Origin of the sequence: Neobacillus niacini (assembly GCF_000759675.1) — a bacterium.
GTDB classification, from domain to species: domain Bacteria; phylum Bacillota; class Bacilli; order Bacillales; family Cytobacillaceae; genus Neobacillus; species Neobacillus niacini_A.
The window spans coordinates 131,249-152,777 of the sequence record NZ_BAWM01000021.1 but is presented as its reverse complement, the minus strand read 5'-3'; the positions used below and the strand labels follow the sequence as shown (position 1 = coordinate 152,777).

Here is a 21,529-nt window from a genome sequence, read left to right as displayed (position 1 = left end):
TTCAATTTATAAAAGATTTATAAAATTAAAGAAAGTTGGTGGCCATCTACAACAGTTGGTGGCCATCACAACAATTAAAAAAACTGCCCTTATGCAAGTCTTAATGCAAGCAGATTTAAGGAGGATTCAAATTGATAAAAAGGAAAAAACAAGGCCACGTTATATTTAGTTTTATTTTATGTGCATTATTGTTGATCTCTACTTTTTCACCAAATTTCGCTTTGGCTGAACCCAACTCCAAAGAAAGTATTTCTCTTCAGGAAAGTTCTGATGGAGAATCTAAGAGTGTGGAAACAAAGATAGACAAAAAACTGGACGATCAGTTTAATAAGAATAAAACCGTTACATTTTTATTAGAATTTAAAGATCAAGTGGATACAAAGCAAGTTGCAATCGAAACAGCTAAAAAAGCTAAAGCTCAAAAACAAACAGCAGCCAAAACCGAATTGATGAAACGCTCAGCTATCGTCTCCACTCTCCGAGCTAAAGCCAATGAAACTCAATACTCGGTCAAAACTTATCTAGAACAAGAAAAAAAGAAAGGAAATGTTAAAGAGTTTGAATCTTTCTATATCGTAAACGGCATGGCGGTAACAGGAACCAAACAAGTGATGGAAAAACTTGCTACCTTCCCTGAAGTCGAAGAAATTCTACCTAGCGGAAAGGTACAGTTGATCCCAAGTGAAAACAGTAACAAATCCACTCAATCAATAGCTGATCCTCTCGATTCAATCGAATGGAATATGAAAAATATCGAGGCACCACCAGTTTGGAAGATGGGCATTGATGGTACAGGAATTGTAGTTGCTAGTATTGATTCAGGAGTCCAGTGGAATCACCCAGCCTTAAAAACAAAGTATCGGGGTTACGACCCAGCCAATCCAGATCAACCTGATAACACTTACAGCTGGTTTGACGCTATTGATGGGAAAGCTGCACCTTATGATGATCATGGTCACGGAACTCACACCGTAGGTACAATGGTGGGTTCTGAGCCAAATGGCACGAACCAAATCGGTGTCGCTCCAGGTGCAAAATGGATTGCTGTAAAAGCCTTTACCACGTCTGGTGCAACCGATATCGATCTACTGGCAGCTGGAGAATGGATTCTAGCTCCAAAGGATGCCCAGGGCAATCCGCATCCAGAAAAAGCACCAGACGTAGTGAACAACTCTTGGGGTGCCGGCCCTGGAATCAATGATTGGTACCGACAAATGGTGCAAACCTGGCGTGCAGCTGAAATTTTCCCTGCATTCTCTGCTGGAAATTCCGGTCCTGCTGATGGAACCGTCGGCATACCAGGCAATTATCCGGAATCGTTTGCTACTGGCGCAACAGATAGTAAAAATCAGATTGCTGATTTCTCCTCACGTGGTCCTTCGGCATATGGAGTAATGAAGCCAAATATCTCTGCTCCAGGTGTGGGCATTCGCTCTTCTACACCAGGTGGCAACTATGGATCCATGAGCGGAACTTCGATGGCTTCACCAGCCCTTGCTGGAGTCGTTGCTTTGATGAAGCAGGCGAATAAATCTCTTTCCGTTGAAGTTATTGAACAAATATTAATTGAAACGGCAATCCCATTAACTGACTCTAGATATCCAACTTCGCCAAACAATGGTTATGGTCATGGTCTAGTTAACGCCTTTGACGCTGTCTCCTCCATTTTAACCGGAATAGGCCGAGTTCAAGGAAAAGTGGATCATGAAGGTCAAGATACTGAAGATCCAACTTATGAGCATACCGCTCCAAAAGAAACCTATACGAATATGGTATTACCTCTAACTGTTCAAGCACAAGACAATGTCAGCGTAACAAGTGTAGAGCTACAATACCGTGCAAGCGAAACTGCCGATTGGCAAACAGTCATGGCAAGCCGTACCACAGGTAACTATAAAGGCGGAACGTACCAAGCTGTAATTCCGGCTGAAGCAGTACAGAACTCAACCCTTACCTATCGCTGGCGCATCACAGATTATGGTGCACACGTGGTTACATCTGATCATTACAGCGTACCTGTCAAAACTGGAATCAGCACCGGATATTTTCAAGATTTTGAATCTGCACCGAATGGCTGGATTTCTTATGGTACCCAAAACTCTTGGGAATGGGGAGTACCTACCGCTGGGCCATTAAAGGCCGCTTCTGGTGAAAAAGTGTACGGAACCAAGTTAAATGGTCATGTTGCTTACAATGCCAATATGAACTTGATGATGCCTCCAATCATCTTGCCTGAAGGCAACAGCTATCTTCAGTTTAAAGACTGGTATCAACTTGAAGACAAAGAAAGCAAAGACTTTGGTAATGTGTTTGTGTCGACAGACAAACAAAACTGGCAGCAGCTGTCCAGCTTTACTGGTAACTCTTCGACATGGACCCAACACCAAATCGATCTATCCGCATATGCTGGTCAACAAATCTATATCGCCTTTAACGTCACCACAGACGATAAATTCACGACAACAGGGTGGTATATCGATGATGTCGCTTTAAGTAATACAGCACTTACCACAGCAAATATAGATCTAGAAGATGTGCAATTGGAAAACTCGGAAGCAATCAAACCAACAGAAATCCAAGACGTGATGGCACCAACCGCCACGGTAACGGTAACGCCAACAGCAGACAAACCTATGTCCCTGCCACTTGGAGCTACAGTGAGCTTCCTTGAAACTGGACGTTCTGTGGCCACCAGCCCAGAGGATGGCAGCTATAGTATGACTTATCCTGCTGGTGAGTTCACCTTACGTGCTGAAGCATATGGATATTCCTCTGCAGATCAACGAGTGAAGATTCCTAAAGATGGTACCGTAGAAGCCAATTTTACCTTAAAACCACTTCCGCAAGGAACGATTAACGGAACGATCACGAACAAGCAAACAGGTCAGCCGATAGCTAACGCAACACTCTCTCTGATCGAAGACGCGATTGTTCAACCTGTACAAACAGATGAAAACGGACGCTTCTCTATCACTGCCTATGAAGGGGACTATACCTTGCATGTGTCCGCGCCTTTCTATCTGAACCAAGATATCAGGATTACTGTCCCTGCAAACGGAAATATCGAACAAAATGTCTCGTTACAACCATTTGTCGGCTATCCTAGTGAGATAAGCTATGATGATGGGACAGCAGAAAACTATCGCACATGGGATACTATTAATAGTGGTTATGCTGTAAAAATGTTTCTGCCTGAAGGCAAAACTAGCGCTTTAGTCACTGCTGGCCTCTTCCGTTTCGCGGATTCATCTGCCTCAGGTATAAAACCAGGCGGAACAGAATTTCAGGTTGCCATTTATGATAATAGTGGACCTGGAGTGAATGGTTCTCCTGGTAAAATAGTGGCGGGTCCATTTGATGCAACTGCTGTGCAAAATGGGGAATGGACGGTTGTCGATCTGTCAGACAAAGGAATCGTGGTAAAAGACAGATTCTATATGGTCTATATCCAAAAAAACGTAAGCCCGAATACACCAGCAATTTCATCTGATACAAGCAGTACACCTGCGAGACACAGTTGGATAATGTATAATGGAGAGTTTGGACCAGCCCCTTACGAGAACATTATGATTCGGGCACAGGTAAAATATGAATCGATGACTCCAGTGATTACAACACCTAAAGATGCAGCCATCACCAATCAATCTACTATCACAGTAGAAGGGCAAGCTTCACCTTCTACCAAAGTTCATCTTTTCAATAAAGGGAAAGAAGAGGCTGCCACAACAGCTAGAGAAGATGGCACTTTCTCTGTAGATGTTACCCTGCAAAATGGTGAAAACGTACTGACAGCTACCTCTTCATCTGATCGAGGTAGTACGGAACCGTCCGATCCAGTGAAGATCACTCTTGACCAAGCAAAACCAGAACTAACCATTACCAAACCTGCTGATGGTTTTAAGACGAATCAACAAGCAGTTACAATCGAAGGAAAAGCGACCGACCTACATCTATCCGAAGTCACAATTAATGGTCAAAAAGCAACTGTCACAGAAGATGGCTCCTACTCCCTAGATGTCCTGCTCAATAATGGAGAAAATAAATTCATTGTCACTGCAAAGGACCGTGCAGGTAACGAAACTAACAAGGAAGTCACTGTTTACGCCAAGTTTAATCCATCTGCGATCGAAAACTTAAAACCAAGTCAAAATGTGGTGATAAAAACGGGTGGTAAGTTGACCGTCGAACTAGACAGTGAGCCAGGAATGAGTGGTTTCTTCTCGTTCAGCTTGCCTTCAGCCAATGCAACCGCAACCGCAACTGCAGCCGCCTCTTCTTTTGAAATACCATTAAAAGAGCAAGGAAAAGGTCACTATGTTGGTACCTGGACGGCTCCAAAAGACAAGATTAACGGTGCTGTAATCGAAGTAGTTATGAGAGACGAATACGGAAATGAATCTCGTAAAACAGCTGCTGGTAGACTGTATGTCAACGTAAAACCTAGGTAAATCATGGATTGAATGAAGACAATAGAATCATCTTTCACATACCCTTTTGGTGAAATTAGTACTCTAAAATGAATACAGCCGGTAATTGGTTGATGGGTTTTGCCATTTACCAATTCCGGCTTTTTTTTATACCAATACGTATCCGTCGTTACTGTGGAAGCATCTAGCGGTCTGCTACTATATCAGGTTTAATGTCATAGTTTTTCGTTACTGGTCCTCTTGAGCTGAAACCTGCTAAATGAGTTCCTTGTGTCGTAGCTAATCTAGCATGGATCGAGTTATAAACAAAACAGACGATCATTGTATGGTCGTCTGTTTGTCTATTAGGGGTAGAAGTAGCTAAGCTACGATTAACTGCAAACTAGGTTCCGAATTTTGGGAGTAAGGATCTAAATTAGTGGTCGAAGGCATTTTCGGTGGCGAAATATGGCTCACTTGAAGATGCAACTAAAAATCTAGACTCATCTATACTTAAATCTTTGCCGTAAATGCTAGCCAGTCGGCGAGTTTTCTTTATTTTAATTTTTCATGAGTAATTTAGCGATTTCCATCGCCTGATCATTTAATCTCATTGTGGAATAATAATTAAATAATTCTTTATTCGAGCGTTCAATTAAATAATAAAATCCATTTTTACTAAACATTGGTAATGCTTTATCGACTAAATATTGATGATATTCTTTCTCTTTACATTTTAATAAATAAATAAGGAGCTTAAATAGATGAATATATAATAATGAATTATTATTTTTCGCAATCGTAAATCCATTTTCAGCAAGTATAATAAGTTCATTTTTTGGTAAAAGTCCTCCTTCTAATGAACTTCGAATATACCCATCTAAAGAAAGTAAGTAGGAATTCGATTCTTGATCTTTCATTGCCATAGATTCTTTATAATAAATACTTGCTAGCTCATAGTTAGACCTTCGTAAATATTCAAATGCAAGATTATGCAATACTCTTGCTTTCCGATCAAGGGCATTACATAATTCACAACTCTTAATCAAATTTTTAAATCGTTTAATAATTTCTTCATCCTTATTTAAGTCATCTTTTACTTGAATAAGCATTAGCATCTCAGCATCAATAACTCTAAGATAGTTATTGATGTTCTTAAAATATTGATGTGACTTTTCAGCATAATAATATGCTAACATAGGTGATTGTGTCGTGTGATATGCAATTGCAAGATGATAATAATATTCTGGGTTATTATAAATAGTAATTTGAATTGATTTGAATGATTGTATTGCACTTATATAATCTTGTTTTTCTAAATAATAAATACCAAATGTATGCTTTAATAAATTGGTTTCATAAGGTGAGAGTCTATTTAATTTTCTTTGAATATTTTTGAGGATTTTAAATGCCTCATTTGACTTATGATACATAAGCAAATATCTAGCTCGGAGTAATTGATGCATGTATACATATTTCGAAATCTTTAATAATCCCTCATGCTCTAGCTCACTATTAATTTGATCCATTTCATTATAAAGCTGCATAATAATCGTTTCTTGCCAATATAGTATTTTTTGTTTGATATTTGTAAGTTTAGATAACTCTTCTTCCATATTAATCTCAAGGCGTTCACATAATAAATTAGTAATATCCGTTGCGTAAGTTGTTTGGGCACACTCTATTTTACTAATATGAGTTGTTGAACATATATCTTTTCCTAATTGTTCTTGAGTGAGTTTTTTTTTTCTCGATAAAACTTAATGATTTTCCCCTCATACATAACCAATGTCCCCCTATTTCGTTTGTGTGTCTATAAAGGAGATTCAGCATACTTATAAATACAAATCGTGACTTTTTAGTTTCATAGTTCGGCCACCCGGTGCAAGGTAGAAGGCAGCCTTAGAAAAGACTGCCTTTCCTCATACAAAACAAATCCTACTCGTTTTCGTATTGGGCACCGTCATCCGTTTGTTTGGCGTTGACGTTGAATGTAGCGTTATATTTTGCACCTTGATATTCATTACCTGCGTGTTCACCTAGTTTGATTCCTATCATAATATCAATATATTGACCTTCATTTAATGACCAGAACGGGTCTCCTTCCCCGCCTTCACCCATAACAAATTCTCCTGATGTACCAGTAGTATTCATCATGGCTTTTGCCTGTTCGCCTTTCATCATTCCACTAACAACCTCAACGCCTGCTGGTACTGCTGCGGAAAGGGCTCTTTCATTTGTCGTACCTTCAAACAAATTAGCCAGTTGGATCTTAGCGTCTTCATAAATGTCCTCACCCGGTGTTGTAGTGTATTTCATCGCAATATAACCAACTTCATATTCCTCTAATGATGCTTTATCGACAGAGTGAGAATACGTTGCCTTTAAATGAGTATCTAAACTACCGCTGTTGCTAAGCGTAAGCCAATTTCCGTATTGTAACTGTGATGGTGTGAATTTCTTTCCGGTGAAGATTGGTGTTTCGATATCGCCGCCATTATTGATTTGTAATGTACCATTCTCCATATCTCCAAGTGCTTGTGTTTCGGAAGTGAACCAAGAATATGTACCTAATCCAGCTGATGCTGCCAATGCACCTGCTAATGCAGTTCCTAATAAAAACTTCTTTGCTTTTTTCATAGAATTCATTTCTCCCTTTTATATAATATTTATTTTGAAGTCGGACTTTCTTCCCTTTTGGTAGACACTTTCAAACGTTCATATAGTTCAAGGCAAATATAACCTAATATTGGTAAGAGAATGAGTAGGATAAATCCAATAGGACCACTAAGAAATTTAACTACATAACCAGCTTTAGGTATTAGAAAAACTTGTTTACCGACTAAGTTTTGATCAGTTACCATGTCTTCATCTTTTACGTTGTTGTTGTCTCCCTTGGTTACAAATTGTACACGGCCGTCATAGTTTTTAATTTCTATCACTCTATGGGTGATAAATTTGCCGTTTTCTTCTTTAAAAGTAATAACATCGTTTTCATTGACGTCGGACTGAGTTATTTCCTTTATAATGACCATATCTCCGGATTCAAAATATGGGACCATACTATTCGATAAGACAGTAAAGTATTGGTATCCTAACAATGATGGAGGTTGTTCCGGGTGCTTAATAGACTGATAGGTGATAAACAAGAAAGTTAAAATCATGGCTATAATCACAAATCGTACAAGGAAGGTCAATGCTTTCTTCATGATCTTGATCATATTAACTTGAATACCCCCTTGAAAAAACAGCTTTATTTAATAAGGGGTGTGCACAAAATACATGTTTTGTGCACAGTCCCTATGGTTTAATGCATGTAATACGATTTCCCCGTTAATTTTTTGGTTCAAGACCAATCGTACGTAAGAAATCCTCTAGACCTTTGTTTCCTAACTTTTCTTGCGGGTTTTTATTTTTAGGTGCATCAGGCCCTACTTGTAAAAAGTTCTTTTCAATAAAGCGAATATCTATTTCATTAACAATGCCATCCTGATTAATATCTGCCTGTTTATCATCCTTACCGTACTGGGCTACAACACGCATAACATCAAGGATATCAATCATGCTGGCACCATTCACGTCCCCTGCCAGACCTTTACCAGCTAATCCACTAAAATGTTGCCCGCGCATCTCACCATTTACAGAATATCCAGGAATGAACTTCTTCATCACTTTGAGATGCCCCGGAACATCGACAACAAGTGTGTATGCTTCATTAGAAGCTGGGATACCTATAATCGTGTATCGTCCTTGATTATCAATTTTCCCCGGATATTTTTTACCTTTTGGGGACATTACATATACTTGGGCACCAATTTTTGTATAATCACCTTTTACCAAACTACCGTCATTTCTCAAAAATGCTTCCGGTAAGATGGCACCCTGTACTCTCGAATGCGTTGAAATAATGTTAAAGCTTGCCGTACCGAAATAAGGAATAGCAGTAGCTGCTGTTTGTTCCGCTTTCATATAAGACGCCTGTAGTACATTAAAACTTGTAACATTATCGTAAAATGCATCACTTACTACTTTGAACGTGACATCAAGGAAAGGCATATCGCCGTCCATACCGCTGAATCCATTCCCTTTCATAGATGCGCCGACTTTCACCGTATTAGTGAGAGTTCCTTCTGTCACCACAGGTTCTTGCAGCGATACTTCCAAGCCTTTTTCCTCTGCATACTGATTTACCGCATTGTTCAGTTTTACATTCTCAAACTTATACAAATCGTTCTTGAATTCCACCTGAAATTCCCCGGATACAAGCTGCTTTACATTATTGAGGCTAAGTGTCATCGTAACTGTATCGTCAATTTTCACGTCTTTCTTATCGTAACTAGAAGTCGCATACTCTGTACCTTCTTTTACGAAGACATAGTTTTGCTTATTAAATGTCGTTGCAATATCAGACGTAGTCAAAGTCAGCTTTAGAGGCTTCGTTGCAATATCATTTGCCTCAACTCCGAATTTTACATCTCCATTCGCTTGGATTGGGAAGTACCCATTTATGAATGCAGAGTTTGCAGAGTAACCCATGCTGTTGGATGATTGGTCAACGTTCAAGCCCTTGGATTTCAATAGATCTACTGTCTCATCTTTAGCTGTTCCATGCAGCCATACTGCTTTTTGTCCATCTTCTTCCGTAAACATAGAGTCATTAACCTCGATTACACCCGGTTTTTTATCCATATTTACTTCCGGTGCTGTATTGTCCACAATAAGCGGATTATCTGCAATATATGATTTCCCTTCCTCATCGTGCGCAATTATTTCCAGTATATAATCGCCTGCTGGAAGCTTCACAGGAATATCGCCAATTGGCTTGGAAGGATCATTTGTAAATGGATAGACAGTACCTTTAAATGCTCCTATAAGAAAAGTTTCTTTGTCCGTTAGTAACTTACTAGTGTCAGCTGTTCCTACAAAACCTACAGCTTGCCCTGTTTTACTGTCCTTAACAAGCACATCCATTGTTTTCATTGGACTATTCAACTTCATTATTCCGTGAACCGTAGTGTCTAAACCTTGCCAGAAAGGTGTTGTATTTGTTACGGATGGTGTAGTCGTTTTTAGATATTCAAATCCCTTTTCCGTTACCATGACAGCGAATGGAATTTGATACGTTTCGGACGGATTGTTCGCATTCGTTACATGAATATATCCTTCATATCTGCCTTTCGCTGCACTAGAAGGAATCGAAATTTTCGGCTGCAGTTCCTGTGATTGTCCGCTTGCCACTGTAAGAGATGCCGGTACCTCAACTTGTATTCCATTCTTCACTGCATCTTGAATGCCTGTACGCTCGCCGTGATACTCCACTTCCACGTTAAATGATTTTTCTTCCTTACCGTTGTTTTGAATAGCTACTTTTTTGCTCGCTTCAATTGGTTTATCATCTTGCTTAAAATGTCTGCCGAACATAATAGAACCTGTTTGTTCGTCAATTTCGACAACATTTCCGTTCTCTACATTTTGTGTTTTGTCCAATACTTTAATGGAGGTATCTGTATGAACCGCTTGATAAGCATCGATTCGTCCTGCACCCACTTCGTATACAGAATAATCCTCTTTTAAATCGTCTGAAGTATTCATGAGTGCCGATTTTACATCGAAAGGAGTATATTCCGGATGCTCCTGCAAAATCAATGCTGCTGTACCTGCTGTATGAGGAGCAGCCATAGACGTACCCGATAAGCGCACATACGCATTGCCATAATTAATGCCTTCTTGTGGATCATTGAGAAACTCCGGTGCTGTTGAGAAAACCGACACACCTGGAGCGACAACATCTGGCTTAATATCATAATTTCCATTTACCGGCCCGCGCGAACTGAAATCTGCTAAGTGATCACCTTCCGTTTTTGTGTTACTTAACGTTTCAAATGTGAAAGATACCTCTCCAAGCGCCTTTAAACGTTCGCCATCTGCTTTTGAAAGGCGGAAAGACGGAATATATCCCACACCCTCGCCTAAGTAGGCAGATATTTGCCCGTCAACATTGTTGTACACAATAACAGCTTTTGCTCCAGCGTTTTTAGCATTTTTTATTTTTTCATCAAACGTAATTTCGCCTCGCTCAATTAAAGCAATTTTCCCGCTCAGATCTTTCCCCTCAAAATCAGTTGGTTTCCCTAATCCTGCAAATGTAACTGGGAATGATTTTTCTTGCAAATCTTCTAACTTATCAGAAAAATCTTTACCCAGTAGTTGCATATTTTCAATTTTTTCTTCGGAAGCGCTTCCATTAAATGTTGGAATCGACATCGAAGCATCACTTGCCCCTACTGAGATGCCAAGAGCTGCCGTTCCTGGGGAACCAAGCGTTTTCTCTCCCGGTCCTGCGTTTCCTGCGGCAACAACTGCCACAACTCCTGATAGCATGGCATTATTCACCGCGACAGAAGTAGCATATAACGGATCGTTCGTTCTTGCCCCAAGCGACATATTGATGACATCCATACCATCTGTAATCGCTTGATCGATTCCAGCAAGGATTCCCGCTGAATCTCCCCCTCCCCAAGGTCCTAATACTCTATAAGCATATAAATCTACTTCAGGTGCTACCCCTTTTACAGCGTAATCGACATTGTTTTTCTTTTGTGCTGCAATTGTCCCCGCGACATGTGTCCCGTGGTTTGTGTAATACACTAAACCAGGATATTCTGGCTTGCCAGCATTGATCCAATCCTCGTATGTTGTTTCCATTGGGTCGGCATCATTATCGATAAAATCATATCCGCCTTTATAAGCATCTTTTAAATCTGGATGATTGTAGTCAATACCTGTATCAAGAACACCGACTTTTATTCCCTTACCGGTAATGTTCTCGGCATGAAGCTTGTCCACGCCAATTTGCGGAATACTGTCTGCCATTTTTGGATCGATCGCTTCTTTTGTGTTTACCGGCGGTTCCACTTTTACTTCGTAATCTTTAAAAATACGATTAACTACTCCAGATTGCAGCAAATCCTGCACGGCCACTCCAGGCAGTGTCATCGCTACACCGTTAATGGCGTTTGTATACTCTCTTGTGATGTTTATATCTTCTGCTTTGTACTTGGTTACGTTTTTTTGTGATTTCAATGATTGCACATGTTCTTTAAAAGCCTTGTGGGATTCTTTTACTTTTTCATTCGCATCAGCAGAAGATAGTTTCGTTCCTTTCGCCGCTTGCTTCATCACTTCAATTTTCGCCGGTGCCTGTTCAAATTCCACGATGACCTTGACTAATTCTGGACTATTCACATTAATATCCGGAGAAATCGTAAAGTTTGGTTTGGCATCCAATTGCTCTAACGCTTTTCTTTGTTCTGAAGACAGGCTCTTTAGAATTTCTTCCGCATGATCCACTGGATTCAGTTCATAGGTGCTTTTCGCTAATACGTTATATGGAGTACCTTGAGATAGTAACATGCCTACAGCTAATGTTCCTGTAAGGATCTTCCTTATTTTTTTCCTCTTCATACCGCATCCCCTTGTCCTATATTTTTGTTTTTTATTTACAAATCATTTAAAAATGACTATATAAAACTAATAAACTATGTTTCGACCCTTATCATCCCACATTTCTACTTTTCTGAAAATTAAACATAGGCAGTAAATTTTGTAGTTATTGGTTCTATACCAGTTTAAAACAAAAGTACTACTCCGCGACTTTTTATTTAATCATTCATCTTTTGCGTATAGAAATGGCACCATGCACCGGGCTTGAAAAAACCCAAGTGAATGATCCTCACTTGGGTCATAATCGTCTTATTGTTGGAGAACCGTTACTTGTTTAGGTGTTGTTGTCACTTTAAAGCCGTCTTTTGTCACGACATCCGCTGAGATAGAGTACGTTCCATTTGGAAGGTCCGCGCTAGGAAGCCATTTTGTCTTCAGTGAATGTTCATTTTTCACTTCAAACGTATCAACTATCTTTCCGTTTGCATCTTTAACATTAATCGTCCAGTCTACTCTATTATAAGCCCACGCAGAAATACTTGCTGGCTTGTTTTGGTTAATACCTGCAGTCGGAGTAATACTGATTGTTTGAATCGCCATATTTTGTTTATTATAGCTTTGATCCCCCCACGTAGTCCAAGATACATTTCCTGCATAATCAATAGCTAAAATGACCATACCTTTGGGCTCTGTATTGACAGTTAGAGATTTTTTTTCAAGCGGCACTTCATGATATTGACCATTTACATAAACAATAGCAGAATTATAGTCACTAGCATTATCTTCCGCATTGAAGGAAATTTCATATTTTCCATTAATTGGTGTTACCTTAATATCAGAAACAGTAGGAGCGACGGAATCTACCGTAATTGGCATTTTAACAATCTGTGGTTTTGCGTTTTGATAATCTAATGTTGTTTTGATAACATATTGATAAACACCATCAGGTACATATTGTCCTGATAAGTCTTTCATATCCCATTTATATCCTCCATACTTTGTATCCCCATAAGACATGATATTTTTTCTAAATTTCCATGGAGAACCAGTATATTCACTAAAATCCCCTAGATTTTTTACGAGATTTCCAGATTGATCTTCAATATACATTTCGGTCTTGTCTAAATTACGTAAGGCTTGGAATGACGGATAAATACCATCGAGTATATAGTTTTTCGAAAATGCAATATGATTAAGACTGAACCTTCCTGTATATGGATTATATCCCAATGGATATCTTTCTGAATTCTCATCCCAAAGGGCTGTATATCCTACAAATGCATCCTTCTCCCATGCAGGTGCGTCGATATTTCGCGCTTCATCCCATTTTCCATAGAAGCCCATATAAGGAACAGTTAAAGGAACTGCTTTATCCTGGTCTTTATCAACCGGAACGAAGCGAACAAATCCTTCTACAAAACTATTTTTCTTTAAGGAATCTGGTAAAGAAACATTTACAGTCAGCTTTTTTGTTTGACCTGGCTTGATTTTTACTATTGCTCCGTCTGTTTCTGTAACTGTATTATCATTTACAGTGACTATCGCACCATTAATACGCTCACTAGTTAATGTTAAATACTCTTTTGAATCCAATTGTCCATCACTATCTAAGTCAAATTCCTTCATTTCTGTCTTATCTTTTAATACATCGACATAAACTTTGTATTCAATATCATCACTATTATTTTTGCCTTTAGGAGCGTCGAATGCTTCCATGTTCAATTTGAAACTTGTATTTTGACCTATTTCCTTTAAAGCAACCGCTCCAGCTTGTTCTAAAGGCGCATTACTATTTGTCACAATGACTGGTGAATTAATGGCATTTTGAATTTGCATTAGACCTGAACCTTGTACACGTGGTGAATACGGAACTTCTCCATTTGTCCTTGGATCCATGGCAATATTAGCTGTATTCATTAAAGCAAGCTTTGCTTTTAAAACTGTATCTTCTGAATGAGTTAATCCTTTTTGATAAAGGGCCTGCAATAACAATGCTGAACCGCCTGCAACATGAGGTGCTGCCATCGATGTACCGCTCATCACTTCATAATCATTTCCTGGTATAGTTGAATAAATATTTCCACCAGGAGCAGAAATCTCTGGTTTAAAATCTAATGTACTTGGAGAACCAAAAGATGAAAAATAGGACATCGTGTCTTTCGCTGGATTCTCTACCCAAGTATCGCCTGCAAATTTCATGCTTAAATATTGACCGCTTGGCAGACTATTCATTTTACTCAGTAATGCTTCCCCTGCAGCTTTACTTGTTGACGCCGTTGGTGCTGCAGTTGGCGTTACTGGCAGTGTAGTATAATCTGACCAATTTGCGGGTGGTATCATAATAATCGCCTTTGCTCCTGCACGCTTAGCTTCCCACTGAATGGATGAAACAGTACTATATGAATTTAATAGTTTAACCACTGCAATGTAGTCAGTTTTGCCTTTAGGATAATCTGAAGCATTCTTTCCTTCCCCGACATATACCAAATCATAAGGTACATCTGGCGAGAGAACCTTAGAGACTTTAAAGTTATACGATGCTGGAAATTGCGTTTGATCTTTGAACGGCACCGAAAAACCACTTGCATCTGCTAGTGCATTTAAATGAAGTTTTGTATTTTCATAGGAAGCAACTGATAGAGCATATGGACTTACACCCGGTGCTCCAACTGTTCCAATATCAGGATTTTCTGCATATGGCTTTAATGAAGAGAGACTAATGTTATTCTTCGTACTGTAAGCTGAATTACCGGCTGCCGCTACAACAAGGGTGCCTTGTTCTGTCGCAACTCGAATGGTTTTTTGGATCGGATCAAATTCTTCATCTACATAGCCTGCATCGACACCTAAACTCATGTTAATTACATCTGCACCCATTGTTACTGCATGCTCAATACCTGCGATAATATCATCCTCATAGGCACCACCGCCATTATCTGAAAACACCTTCTCAGCTAATAGTTGAACACCTGGTGCAATCCCCTCGACTCCACCTTTTGTTTCGTCTCCATTTGCTCCAATTGTACCAGCCACGTGTGTACCATGCGGACTGCCCTTTGTACCCGGAATGACATTGGTATCTTTGTCTGCCCAGTCATATCCTGTTGGAACTTTGTCGGAATACCAAATTTCGTTTACGTCTGTCTCAGCAAATTTTTGATTAATTTTATCTTGGGTCCATTTTTCTTTCGCTTTGGCTGCATCAGATAATGTCATATCTTTGTGCGTATAATCAATCCCGGAATCAACGACCGCTACTACTAATCCTTCACCTTTATAACCATATTGTTCCCATACTTTTTGAGCTTGTACTAATTCTTTACTTGCTGCCATGTTTTCCTGGAAAGTTCTGGCAATGTGGACATTCGTAACCCCTGGAATGGACTTGATATCTTTTATATTTTGGAACTCTGTTTCTATACTGAATCCGTTAAACCCTTCGAAAAAACGATGCTTCACTTTAATTGGAGCATCTGATTTAGAATTTTTATCTTTTGAGATTTGTTCGATTACTTTATCTTGCTTTTGTTTATATAAAGCTTTTTTGCTTTTGGCTGTTTTCTCAATTTCTGCTGGCTGTTCAACTTCTACGATTAAGCGCACCGTATCATTCGGTTTATATGCTTTAGCCAAACCTTCTTTATTAACTTCATTATATAGTGAATCTTTTTGACCTGTTTCGATCTTATCCTTATCAAAAAATAATTGTCCTCCTTGTTCCTCAACCATTTGCGACTCAGCTGGTGTAACATCACCTTCTGCAAAAACGGTAAGTGATGAAAATAATAGGGAAGTCATCGCTGCTGTGGTCATGACTTTCCATGCTTTCATTTTTCCTTTTTTCATAAAAATATCTCCTCTTCTATTAAAATAATAAAACTAGTAAAATATGATTTTATCTTTATTATTAAATATTTTTAACTTTCCGGAAATTAATCAAAGGTAGTAACTTTTACTGTTATTGGTTCTATACCTACATAAAACAAAAGAACTATCCGCCCCAGTCGCTGGGCGTTGGAGCTAGACGTGGACAAACTAATCTTCAAAGTTATCCACAATGCGAAAATCTATAATTTCCTAACAATGAAAAAGAGAGAAACGCTTATTGCGTTCCTCTCCTTTTCACTTCTATTGTTTCGGCTCAAAACCAACCAGGCTCAGGAAGTATTCCAATCCTTTATTGCCGATGGTTTCTTTAGGTTTCCTGTTTGCTGGCGCATCCGGCCCCTTCGTTAAAAAAAGAGGTAAACAGATTCCTAATAGAATCTGTTCTTATGCAGCCATTCCAAATAGATTATACATTTCTAAATGCTGTATATATTTTTTAAGAGACGGTAAACATATCCTTTGCTATAGGTGTTTTTACACCTTCCTCTTTACCAACTAAGTTTACCAACACGATATACTCACCAGGTTCTACACGTTTTCCATCACATTTATAGTCCCAAGTTCCTTCCCATTTCCGGGCTTCACCAGGAGCAAAATTCACATATTCAATAGCTTGTGTAAAAAATCTGCCTTTAGAGTATCGATACACTTCTTTTCCCTCTGGATTAAGCACGTGAATATCGTATTGTTGACCGGTTCTAAAGATAAAAATCTTTTCAGAATCAGTATTATTTAGTAAAGTAATGATAAACTTCACACTTTCTGAATTTTCCCAAGCTTGAACTGACAATTTAACTTCTTTATTTTCCAAGTTTCCTGACACCTCTTTCGTCTTAAATAATGAAACTTATTTTTGCACCCCAAGCTATAAATCCAATGATTTTTACCCATTCCTCCATTTTTTTCTCCAATGTCACGAACAAAAGTTTGATACCAAACGAAAGTTAGGCTATCCATATTGAGTTTGTTCTTTAAGAAAACGGCACAAGTTGATTTCGAACGGCATAAATGACTGCCTGTGAACGGCTTTTTACATTCAGCTTTTTGAAAATCTTGTTGATGTGAATTTTAACGGTCTTATCACTAATAAATAAGGCTTCAGCAATTTCTTTGTTACTAAGACCTTTGACCAACTCAAACAGTATCTCTTTTTCACGCTCAGTCAGCATATTTTCATTTGATTCAGATTTCGTTTGTTGGTGATGGTAGGTTATCAGCTTTTTGGTCATGCGAGGATGAATCACAGAATCTCCTTGTGATACCATTCGAATCGCTGCTACTACTTGTTCAGATGATGAATCTTTCAATAAATAGCCATCTGCACCAGCCCGCAATGCTTCCATTAAGTATTCATCATCTTCAAACATCGTCAACATAAGAACGCGGCAATTCGGATACTGACTTTTCACGAGTGACGTAACCTCAATTCCATTTTTCCCAGGGAGATTGATGTCCATCAAAATACAATCAGGTTTACACTCCTCTACTTTCTCCAATACCTCATCCCCGGAAACGGCTTCTCCTGCAACTTGGATGTCAGTTTCGAGATCCAGTATACTCCGAATTCCATCACGCAAAACCGTATGATCATCCACTAGTAATATGCGAATCATGATAATCCTCCCTTGTTTCTGAGTTTGGAATTAACAATATAATTTCTGTACCTTTTCCTGGTGAACTATCAATCTGAAGGGTAGCACCCAGCTGTTCAGCTTGTTCATTCATATGCAATATACCATAATGAGGCTCATGCTTTGTTTTAATCATGGATTCAAAAAGGGAAAAGCCAACCCCGTTGTCTTTCACTTTTAAAAGCACATGTTCACGTTGATAGCTTAAGAGAATGTCAACTTCGTCCGCTTTCGCATGCTTTACAATATTCTGCAAGCTTTCCTGTAAAGTATCGAAGATGACTCGTTCTTTTGTAAAACTGAGTGTTCGTGAACGGCCCCTTTCATGATATTTAATCTCTAGATCATATTCTTGTTTTATCGATTGAATTTTATTTGCTATTGCTTGTTTTAGCCCTAGCCTTTGAGTAGGATATGGCTTTAAAGCATAGATAGAATAGCGAACTTCCCCTAAGCCCTTCCGTAATTTTTTTATACTTTTGTCTACCTCTTCCTGCATGTTTCCTGATTGATCTGCAGACTGCCTCAAAGCAGATTCAAGCTGAAATATGACCCCGGCTAATACTTGTGCAATTCCATCGTGAATTTCCCTGGCAAGTCGATTTCTTTCTTCCAGAATCATCCGTTTTTCCTGTTCGGCGACGAGCGACCGTGTTTTAAGCAAACTGCCCAATTGATTGGCAAAAGTAGATAAGGACTGTATATCTTCGGTAATAAAACTCGCTCCCCTGCTTTTGCCTGCAACAAACACCCCTACCAATTCATGATTTACCTTAAGGGGCAGATAGACAAGGGAACGGATGGCATCTTCAAATACTTCATCTCCCGGAGCCATACCTGTTTTCCAATCAGAAACAACAAAGGTTTCGGATAGTTCTTCAAAATTCGGATGGAGATCAGAGGGACTTGAACGATTGGAATGAACTTTTCCATCCTTTAGCAGAATCATCCAGTTTCCTTCATCTTTTGTCCATAAAGCATACGCCTGTATTCCCAAGAATCCTTTAAGTGATTGTTTCATCTGATGTAAGTTTCCGGCAGACAGCCCGTGACTTAACTCCGTCGTAATGGTAAAAAGGTTATATAATCGTTCTTTTTCAATCCGTATTTGCCGAATGAAGGAGCTGAGGATGCAGATTGCTACAAGCGGGAAAAAGAAGAACAGAACGGCAACTCCACCCAATTCTCCGCGATATCGGATTTCTAAAATATATATAAGGGATGCGTAACATAAACAAAAACTTGCACTCAATAATAGTAATATATTTTTCTTGTACCACTGTCCTAGTGAATATGGCTGAGGAAGAAGCAACATTAAAAAATCATATAAAAGGGTGTTGATCAGGCAAAAAAATACAGTAAATAAAAGCAGGCTTATTAATTCTTCATATAAAACTGGAAGGTTCAACTCGTTAATAAAAAAAGAAATACATTCATTGGAAAACCATTCTGCCAAAATGATGCTAAAAGCAAATTGGGTGCAATTAAATAGTGTCCTTTGCATTGGCAAGCGGCGAAGGGTATGAGTTACTACCATTGCACATACACAAGCAACAACTGTTACATGTATACCAAACTCCCAATTCATTGGATAAATAAGCGTAAGGCTGAGCGTAATTCCTCCTCTTCCAATTCGGATCGGAAAATACTCAGTAATCCCCATAAACACAGCTAACAGCAAAAGGATTATCGGTTCAGAAGGCATCTCACTTTTAAATATGGAAAAGATAATAGCAATTACACCAAGAAAGGAAATAGAATAAATATAAAAACTCGCTATTCGTTCCCTCCTAGTAATAGAGTCTATCATTTTCAAAACGGCACCTTCCTTTATTTTAAAGAATTTATTATCTATTATTATCTAATAAAAAACCGGCACTGGCAAAATGGAAAAATATCCACTAGCCAATAACCGGCTGTCGCTAACCTTATATGGCAGGACACAATACTATTATAATATTTGATTCTTCATTTGCCTGCTCATCAAATGTTGTATTTGTTTATCGTCTTTTGTAGTAAACTATATAGTAAAAAAGATATAGATTGATTTCAGTCACACGTAGCTTAGAAACATAAAAAGACCGCAAGGCCTTCTTAAAGAAGTGCTTTGCAGCCTTATGATCTCTTGTTTTGCTCAGGTGAAAATCAATCGTACTTCCTTCGGAATCAACTGCGCGATATAAATTACATCCTTTGACCTTTTACCTTGATATACGTCTCATCTACTCGCCAGGCATCCAGCTTTGGATTTCTACAGCCACGGGGACGGTTCTCATGGTTCGATTATGTTAGGTATCTCCCAAATCTCAAAATGGTTCAATAATCAATACCAACCACATTTTGTGATGGCTGCTGCCATGGCTCTTTAATCTAGTTTCATTATACACATTGGCTTTACTTACTAGGTAGGTGTCCATCCCTATTTCCTAATACCACCAATAAAAAAGCCATCAGAACCGTCCCCTTGGCCCTCCTTCTGGTTCTGAAGATGGAAAGCGTATCGTAACGGTGGTTCCATGACCTATAGAGGATTGGAAGTCAATCGTGCCTTTAAATTTATCAACAATGTTAAAGCAAATCATCATCCCTAATCCTGTTCCTTTACTTTTTAAAGAATAAAAAGGAGTACCTAAAGATGCAATTTCTGCTTCTGACATTCCTCGTCCGTGATCAATTACGTTAATGACAACAAAATCTTTTTCCCTTCCAGCTGTCACTAGAACTAGATCACCCATATTAGAAGCCTCAATGGCATTTTTAATAATATTTATGAGTAATTGTTTAAACTCTATGTTATTAGCTGAAATCGTACAATCTCCTGTTACGTTTAATTCAATCCGATTATCATGTAACAGTCCATATGAATAAAGCAAATCTGTTACACTCTGAAGCACAACCTTTACATCAACATTTTCAGTTACATTCTCTTTATCTGGTTTAGCAATAGATAAAAATTGAGAAATAACCTGTTCAGCCGTGTTTAATTCATCAATCATCAAAGTAAAATGTCTCTTTCGATCATCACTAAAGGAAGAGTCTTGCTCAAATAGCTGTAAAAAACCATTCACAACGGTCAGAGGATTTCTAATTTCATGTGCAACAGCCGCTGCAAGCTGGCCGCTTGACTTCAAACGCTCAGAATTTTGTATTTGTTCGTAATATATTTGTTGTTTTTTAATTCGTCCATTCGTTAAATAAAAAATAAAATAGATAATGATTTGACTCGCAATAAAATTAATGAAATTTCCTATTGGATCCTCGTCTATATAGGGATATTGCACTCCTCGATCAATCAAAATGATATATCCAAAAATAATCATGATTAATATACCGTTTAATAACAAAGAAAAATAAAAAAGCTTTGAATCAAAATATAAGATTGAAAGAGCTGGAATAAAACATAGAAAAATAAAGGTGGACCACGTCTCCGGATAAAAAAGGAAAAGTGCATAAAAGTAAACGGATGCGACGATGATGATGGTCAATCTTAGAATATCTGTACCATTCTTAGGATAAAGCAGTAAACAAACAGACAGAATGAACACTAGTATACTGTGGGATAGGTAAACAACTCCGAATTCACCAAACCGTGGGTTATCAATTAACAAACCAGAAATCATAATGGCTATTACAATCCACACGATAATATAATATATTTTTTTATTTAAATTATTCATAATATCCCTCATACAAACCCCTTTTTTAATTATCTCAAATGCACCTCTAAAATATATCATTTATAGATATAAAAGGGTAATGCGGAATGCCACAGGGACGGTTCTCAAGGTAAAAAAAGCCAGCAGAACCGTCCCCATGGTCTGTCTCAGCTTATCGACAATTTCCATCCCTCTAAGGAAGAGCAAACATAGCATTAACAACATGTACAGCGATTCTAATCAATCGATTAGTTGATATTGAATCTATTAAACAAACGATTGATTAGATTGCATTGTGCCCCTTTATTAAATGATCTTTCTTTCATTTTCAGGAAAATAAATTGGTGAAAAAAATTTGCAATTAGGAAAAAATATCCTCAAAAATGACAATAGAAACTAATAAATTATGTTTCCTGACAAACCTATACAAATTGAAAACCAACTAAACGATTGATTAAAAGTGCCGTGAACCCTTTTGAAAAAAGAAAAGGGAGCTGTTATTTAA

The 21,529-nt window shown here is 38.4% G+C and carries 10 protein-coding genes and 1 pseudogene; 1 reads left to right on the top strand and 10 read right to left on the bottom strand.

All coding sequences use genetic code 11. The annotated features are described in order from the left end of the window. The first annotated feature begins 134 nt into the window (after positions 1 to 134). Positions 135 to 4,448: a S8 family serine peptidase gene (locus TR08_RS13525; protein ID WP_045519063.1), complete on the top strand. Its 4,314-nt coding sequence runs from the start codon at positions 135 to 137 to the stop codon at positions 4,446 to 4,448. Positions 4,449 to 4,966: 518 nt separating this feature from the next. Here TR08_RS13525 and TR08_RS13520 read toward each other — a convergent pair. From TR08_RS13520 to TR08_RS13480, 10 genes and pseudogenes are all read right to left on the bottom strand, one after another. After that, positions 4,967 to 6,022 carry a hypothetical protein gene (locus TR08_RS13520; RefSeq protein WP_052427457.1) on the bottom strand — a complete coding sequence of 352 codons (1,056 nt, stop codon included), beginning with the start codon at positions 6,020 to 6,022 and terminating at the stop codon, positions 4,967 to 4,969. A 322-nt stretch (positions 6,023 to 6,344) separates the two neighbouring features. Next, positions 6,345 to 7,046 (bottom strand): hypothetical protein, encoded by a 702-nt coding sequence (locus TR08_RS13515; protein ID WP_045518887.1) that lies wholly within the window; start codon positions 7,044 to 7,046, stop codon positions 6,345 to 6,347. A 29-nt stretch (positions 7,047 to 7,075) separates the two neighbouring features. Beyond that, positions 7,076 to 7,627, bottom strand: coding sequence for a signal peptidase I (locus TR08_RS13510; protein WP_045518886.1), 552 nt, complete (start codon positions 7,625 to 7,627; stop codon positions 7,076 to 7,078). A gap of 112 nt (positions 7,628 to 7,739) precedes the next feature. After that, positions 7,740 to 11,870: a S8 family serine peptidase gene (locus tag TR08_RS13505; RefSeq protein WP_045518885.1), complete on the bottom strand. Its 4,131-nt coding sequence runs from the start codon at positions 11,868 to 11,870 to the stop codon at positions 7,740 to 7,742. A 288-nt stretch (positions 11,871 to 12,158) separates the two neighbouring features. Then, positions 12,159 to 15,695 carry a S8 family serine peptidase gene (locus tag TR08_RS13500; RefSeq protein WP_045518882.1) on the bottom strand — a complete coding sequence of 1,179 codons (3,537 nt, stop codon included), beginning with the start codon at positions 15,693 to 15,695 and terminating at the stop codon, positions 12,159 to 12,161. A gap of 478 nt (positions 15,696 to 16,173) precedes the next feature. Continuing rightward, the gene (locus tag TR08_RS13495; RefSeq protein WP_052427456.1) at positions 16,174 to 16,548 is read right to left on the bottom strand and encodes a BsuPI-related putative proteinase inhibitor; all 375 of its coding nucleotides are present in this window, start codon (positions 16,546 to 16,548) and stop codon (positions 16,174 to 16,176) included. 160 nt (positions 16,549 to 16,708) lie between these two features. Continuing rightward, on the bottom strand, positions 16,709 to 17,350 hold the full coding sequence (locus tag TR08_RS13490; protein WP_045518880.1) for a response regulator: 642 nt from the start codon (positions 17,348 to 17,350) through the stop codon (positions 16,709 to 16,711). Continuing rightward, complete coding sequence (locus TR08_RS13485; protein ID WP_370576309.1) at positions 17,325 to 19,178, bottom strand: GAF domain-containing sensor histidine kinase; 1,854 nt, start codon at positions 19,176 to 19,178, stop codon at positions 17,325 to 17,327. Before TR08_RS13485 ends, TR08_RS13490 begins: the two co-directional genes overlap by 26 nt. Positions 19,179 to 19,410: 232 nt before the next feature. Next, a pseudogene (locus TR08_RS31005) lies at positions 19,411 to 19,606 on the bottom strand (DDE-type integrase/transposase/recombinase); the annotation flags it as partial. 212 nt (positions 19,607 to 19,818) lie between these two features. Further along, positions 19,819 to 21,045, bottom strand: a complete 1,227-nt coding sequence (locus tag TR08_RS13480; protein ID WP_238579134.1) for a sensor histidine kinase — start codon at positions 21,043 to 21,045, stop codon at positions 19,819 to 19,821. Positions 21,046 to 21,529 lie beyond the last annotated feature (484 nt).

Bases quoted from the DNA above. Each gene is read 5' to 3' on its own strand.
- TR08_RS13520 (WP_052427457.1), bottom strand. From the start codon at position 6,022: ATGGAAGAAGAGTTATCTAAACTTACAAATATCAAACAAAAAATACTA.
- TR08_RS13515 (WP_045518887.1), bottom strand. From the start codon at position 7,046: ATGAAAAAAGCAAAGAAGTTTTTATTAGGAACTGCATTAGCAGGTGCA.
- TR08_RS13510 (WP_045518886.1), bottom strand. From the start codon at position 7,627: ATGATCAAGATCATGAAGAAAGCATTGACCTTCCTTGTACGATTTGTG.
- TR08_RS13505 (WP_045518885.1), bottom strand. From the start codon at position 11,870: ATGAAGAGGAAAAAAATAAGGAAGATCCTTACAGGAACATTAGCTGTA.
- TR08_RS13500 (WP_045518882.1), bottom strand. From the start codon at position 15,695: ATGAAAAAAGGAAAAATGAAAGCATGGAAAGTCATGACCACAGCAGCG.
- TR08_RS13490 (WP_045518880.1), bottom strand. From the start codon at position 17,350: ATGATTCGCATATTACTAGTGGATGATCATACGGTTTTGCGTGATGGA.
- TR08_RS13485 (WP_370576309.1), bottom strand. From the start codon at position 19,178: ATGATAGACTCTATTACTAGGAGGGAACGAATAGCGAGTTTTTATATT.
- TR08_RS13480 (WP_238579134.1), bottom strand. From the start codon at position 21,045: ATGAATAATTTAAATAAAAAAATATATTATATTATCGTGTGGATTGTA.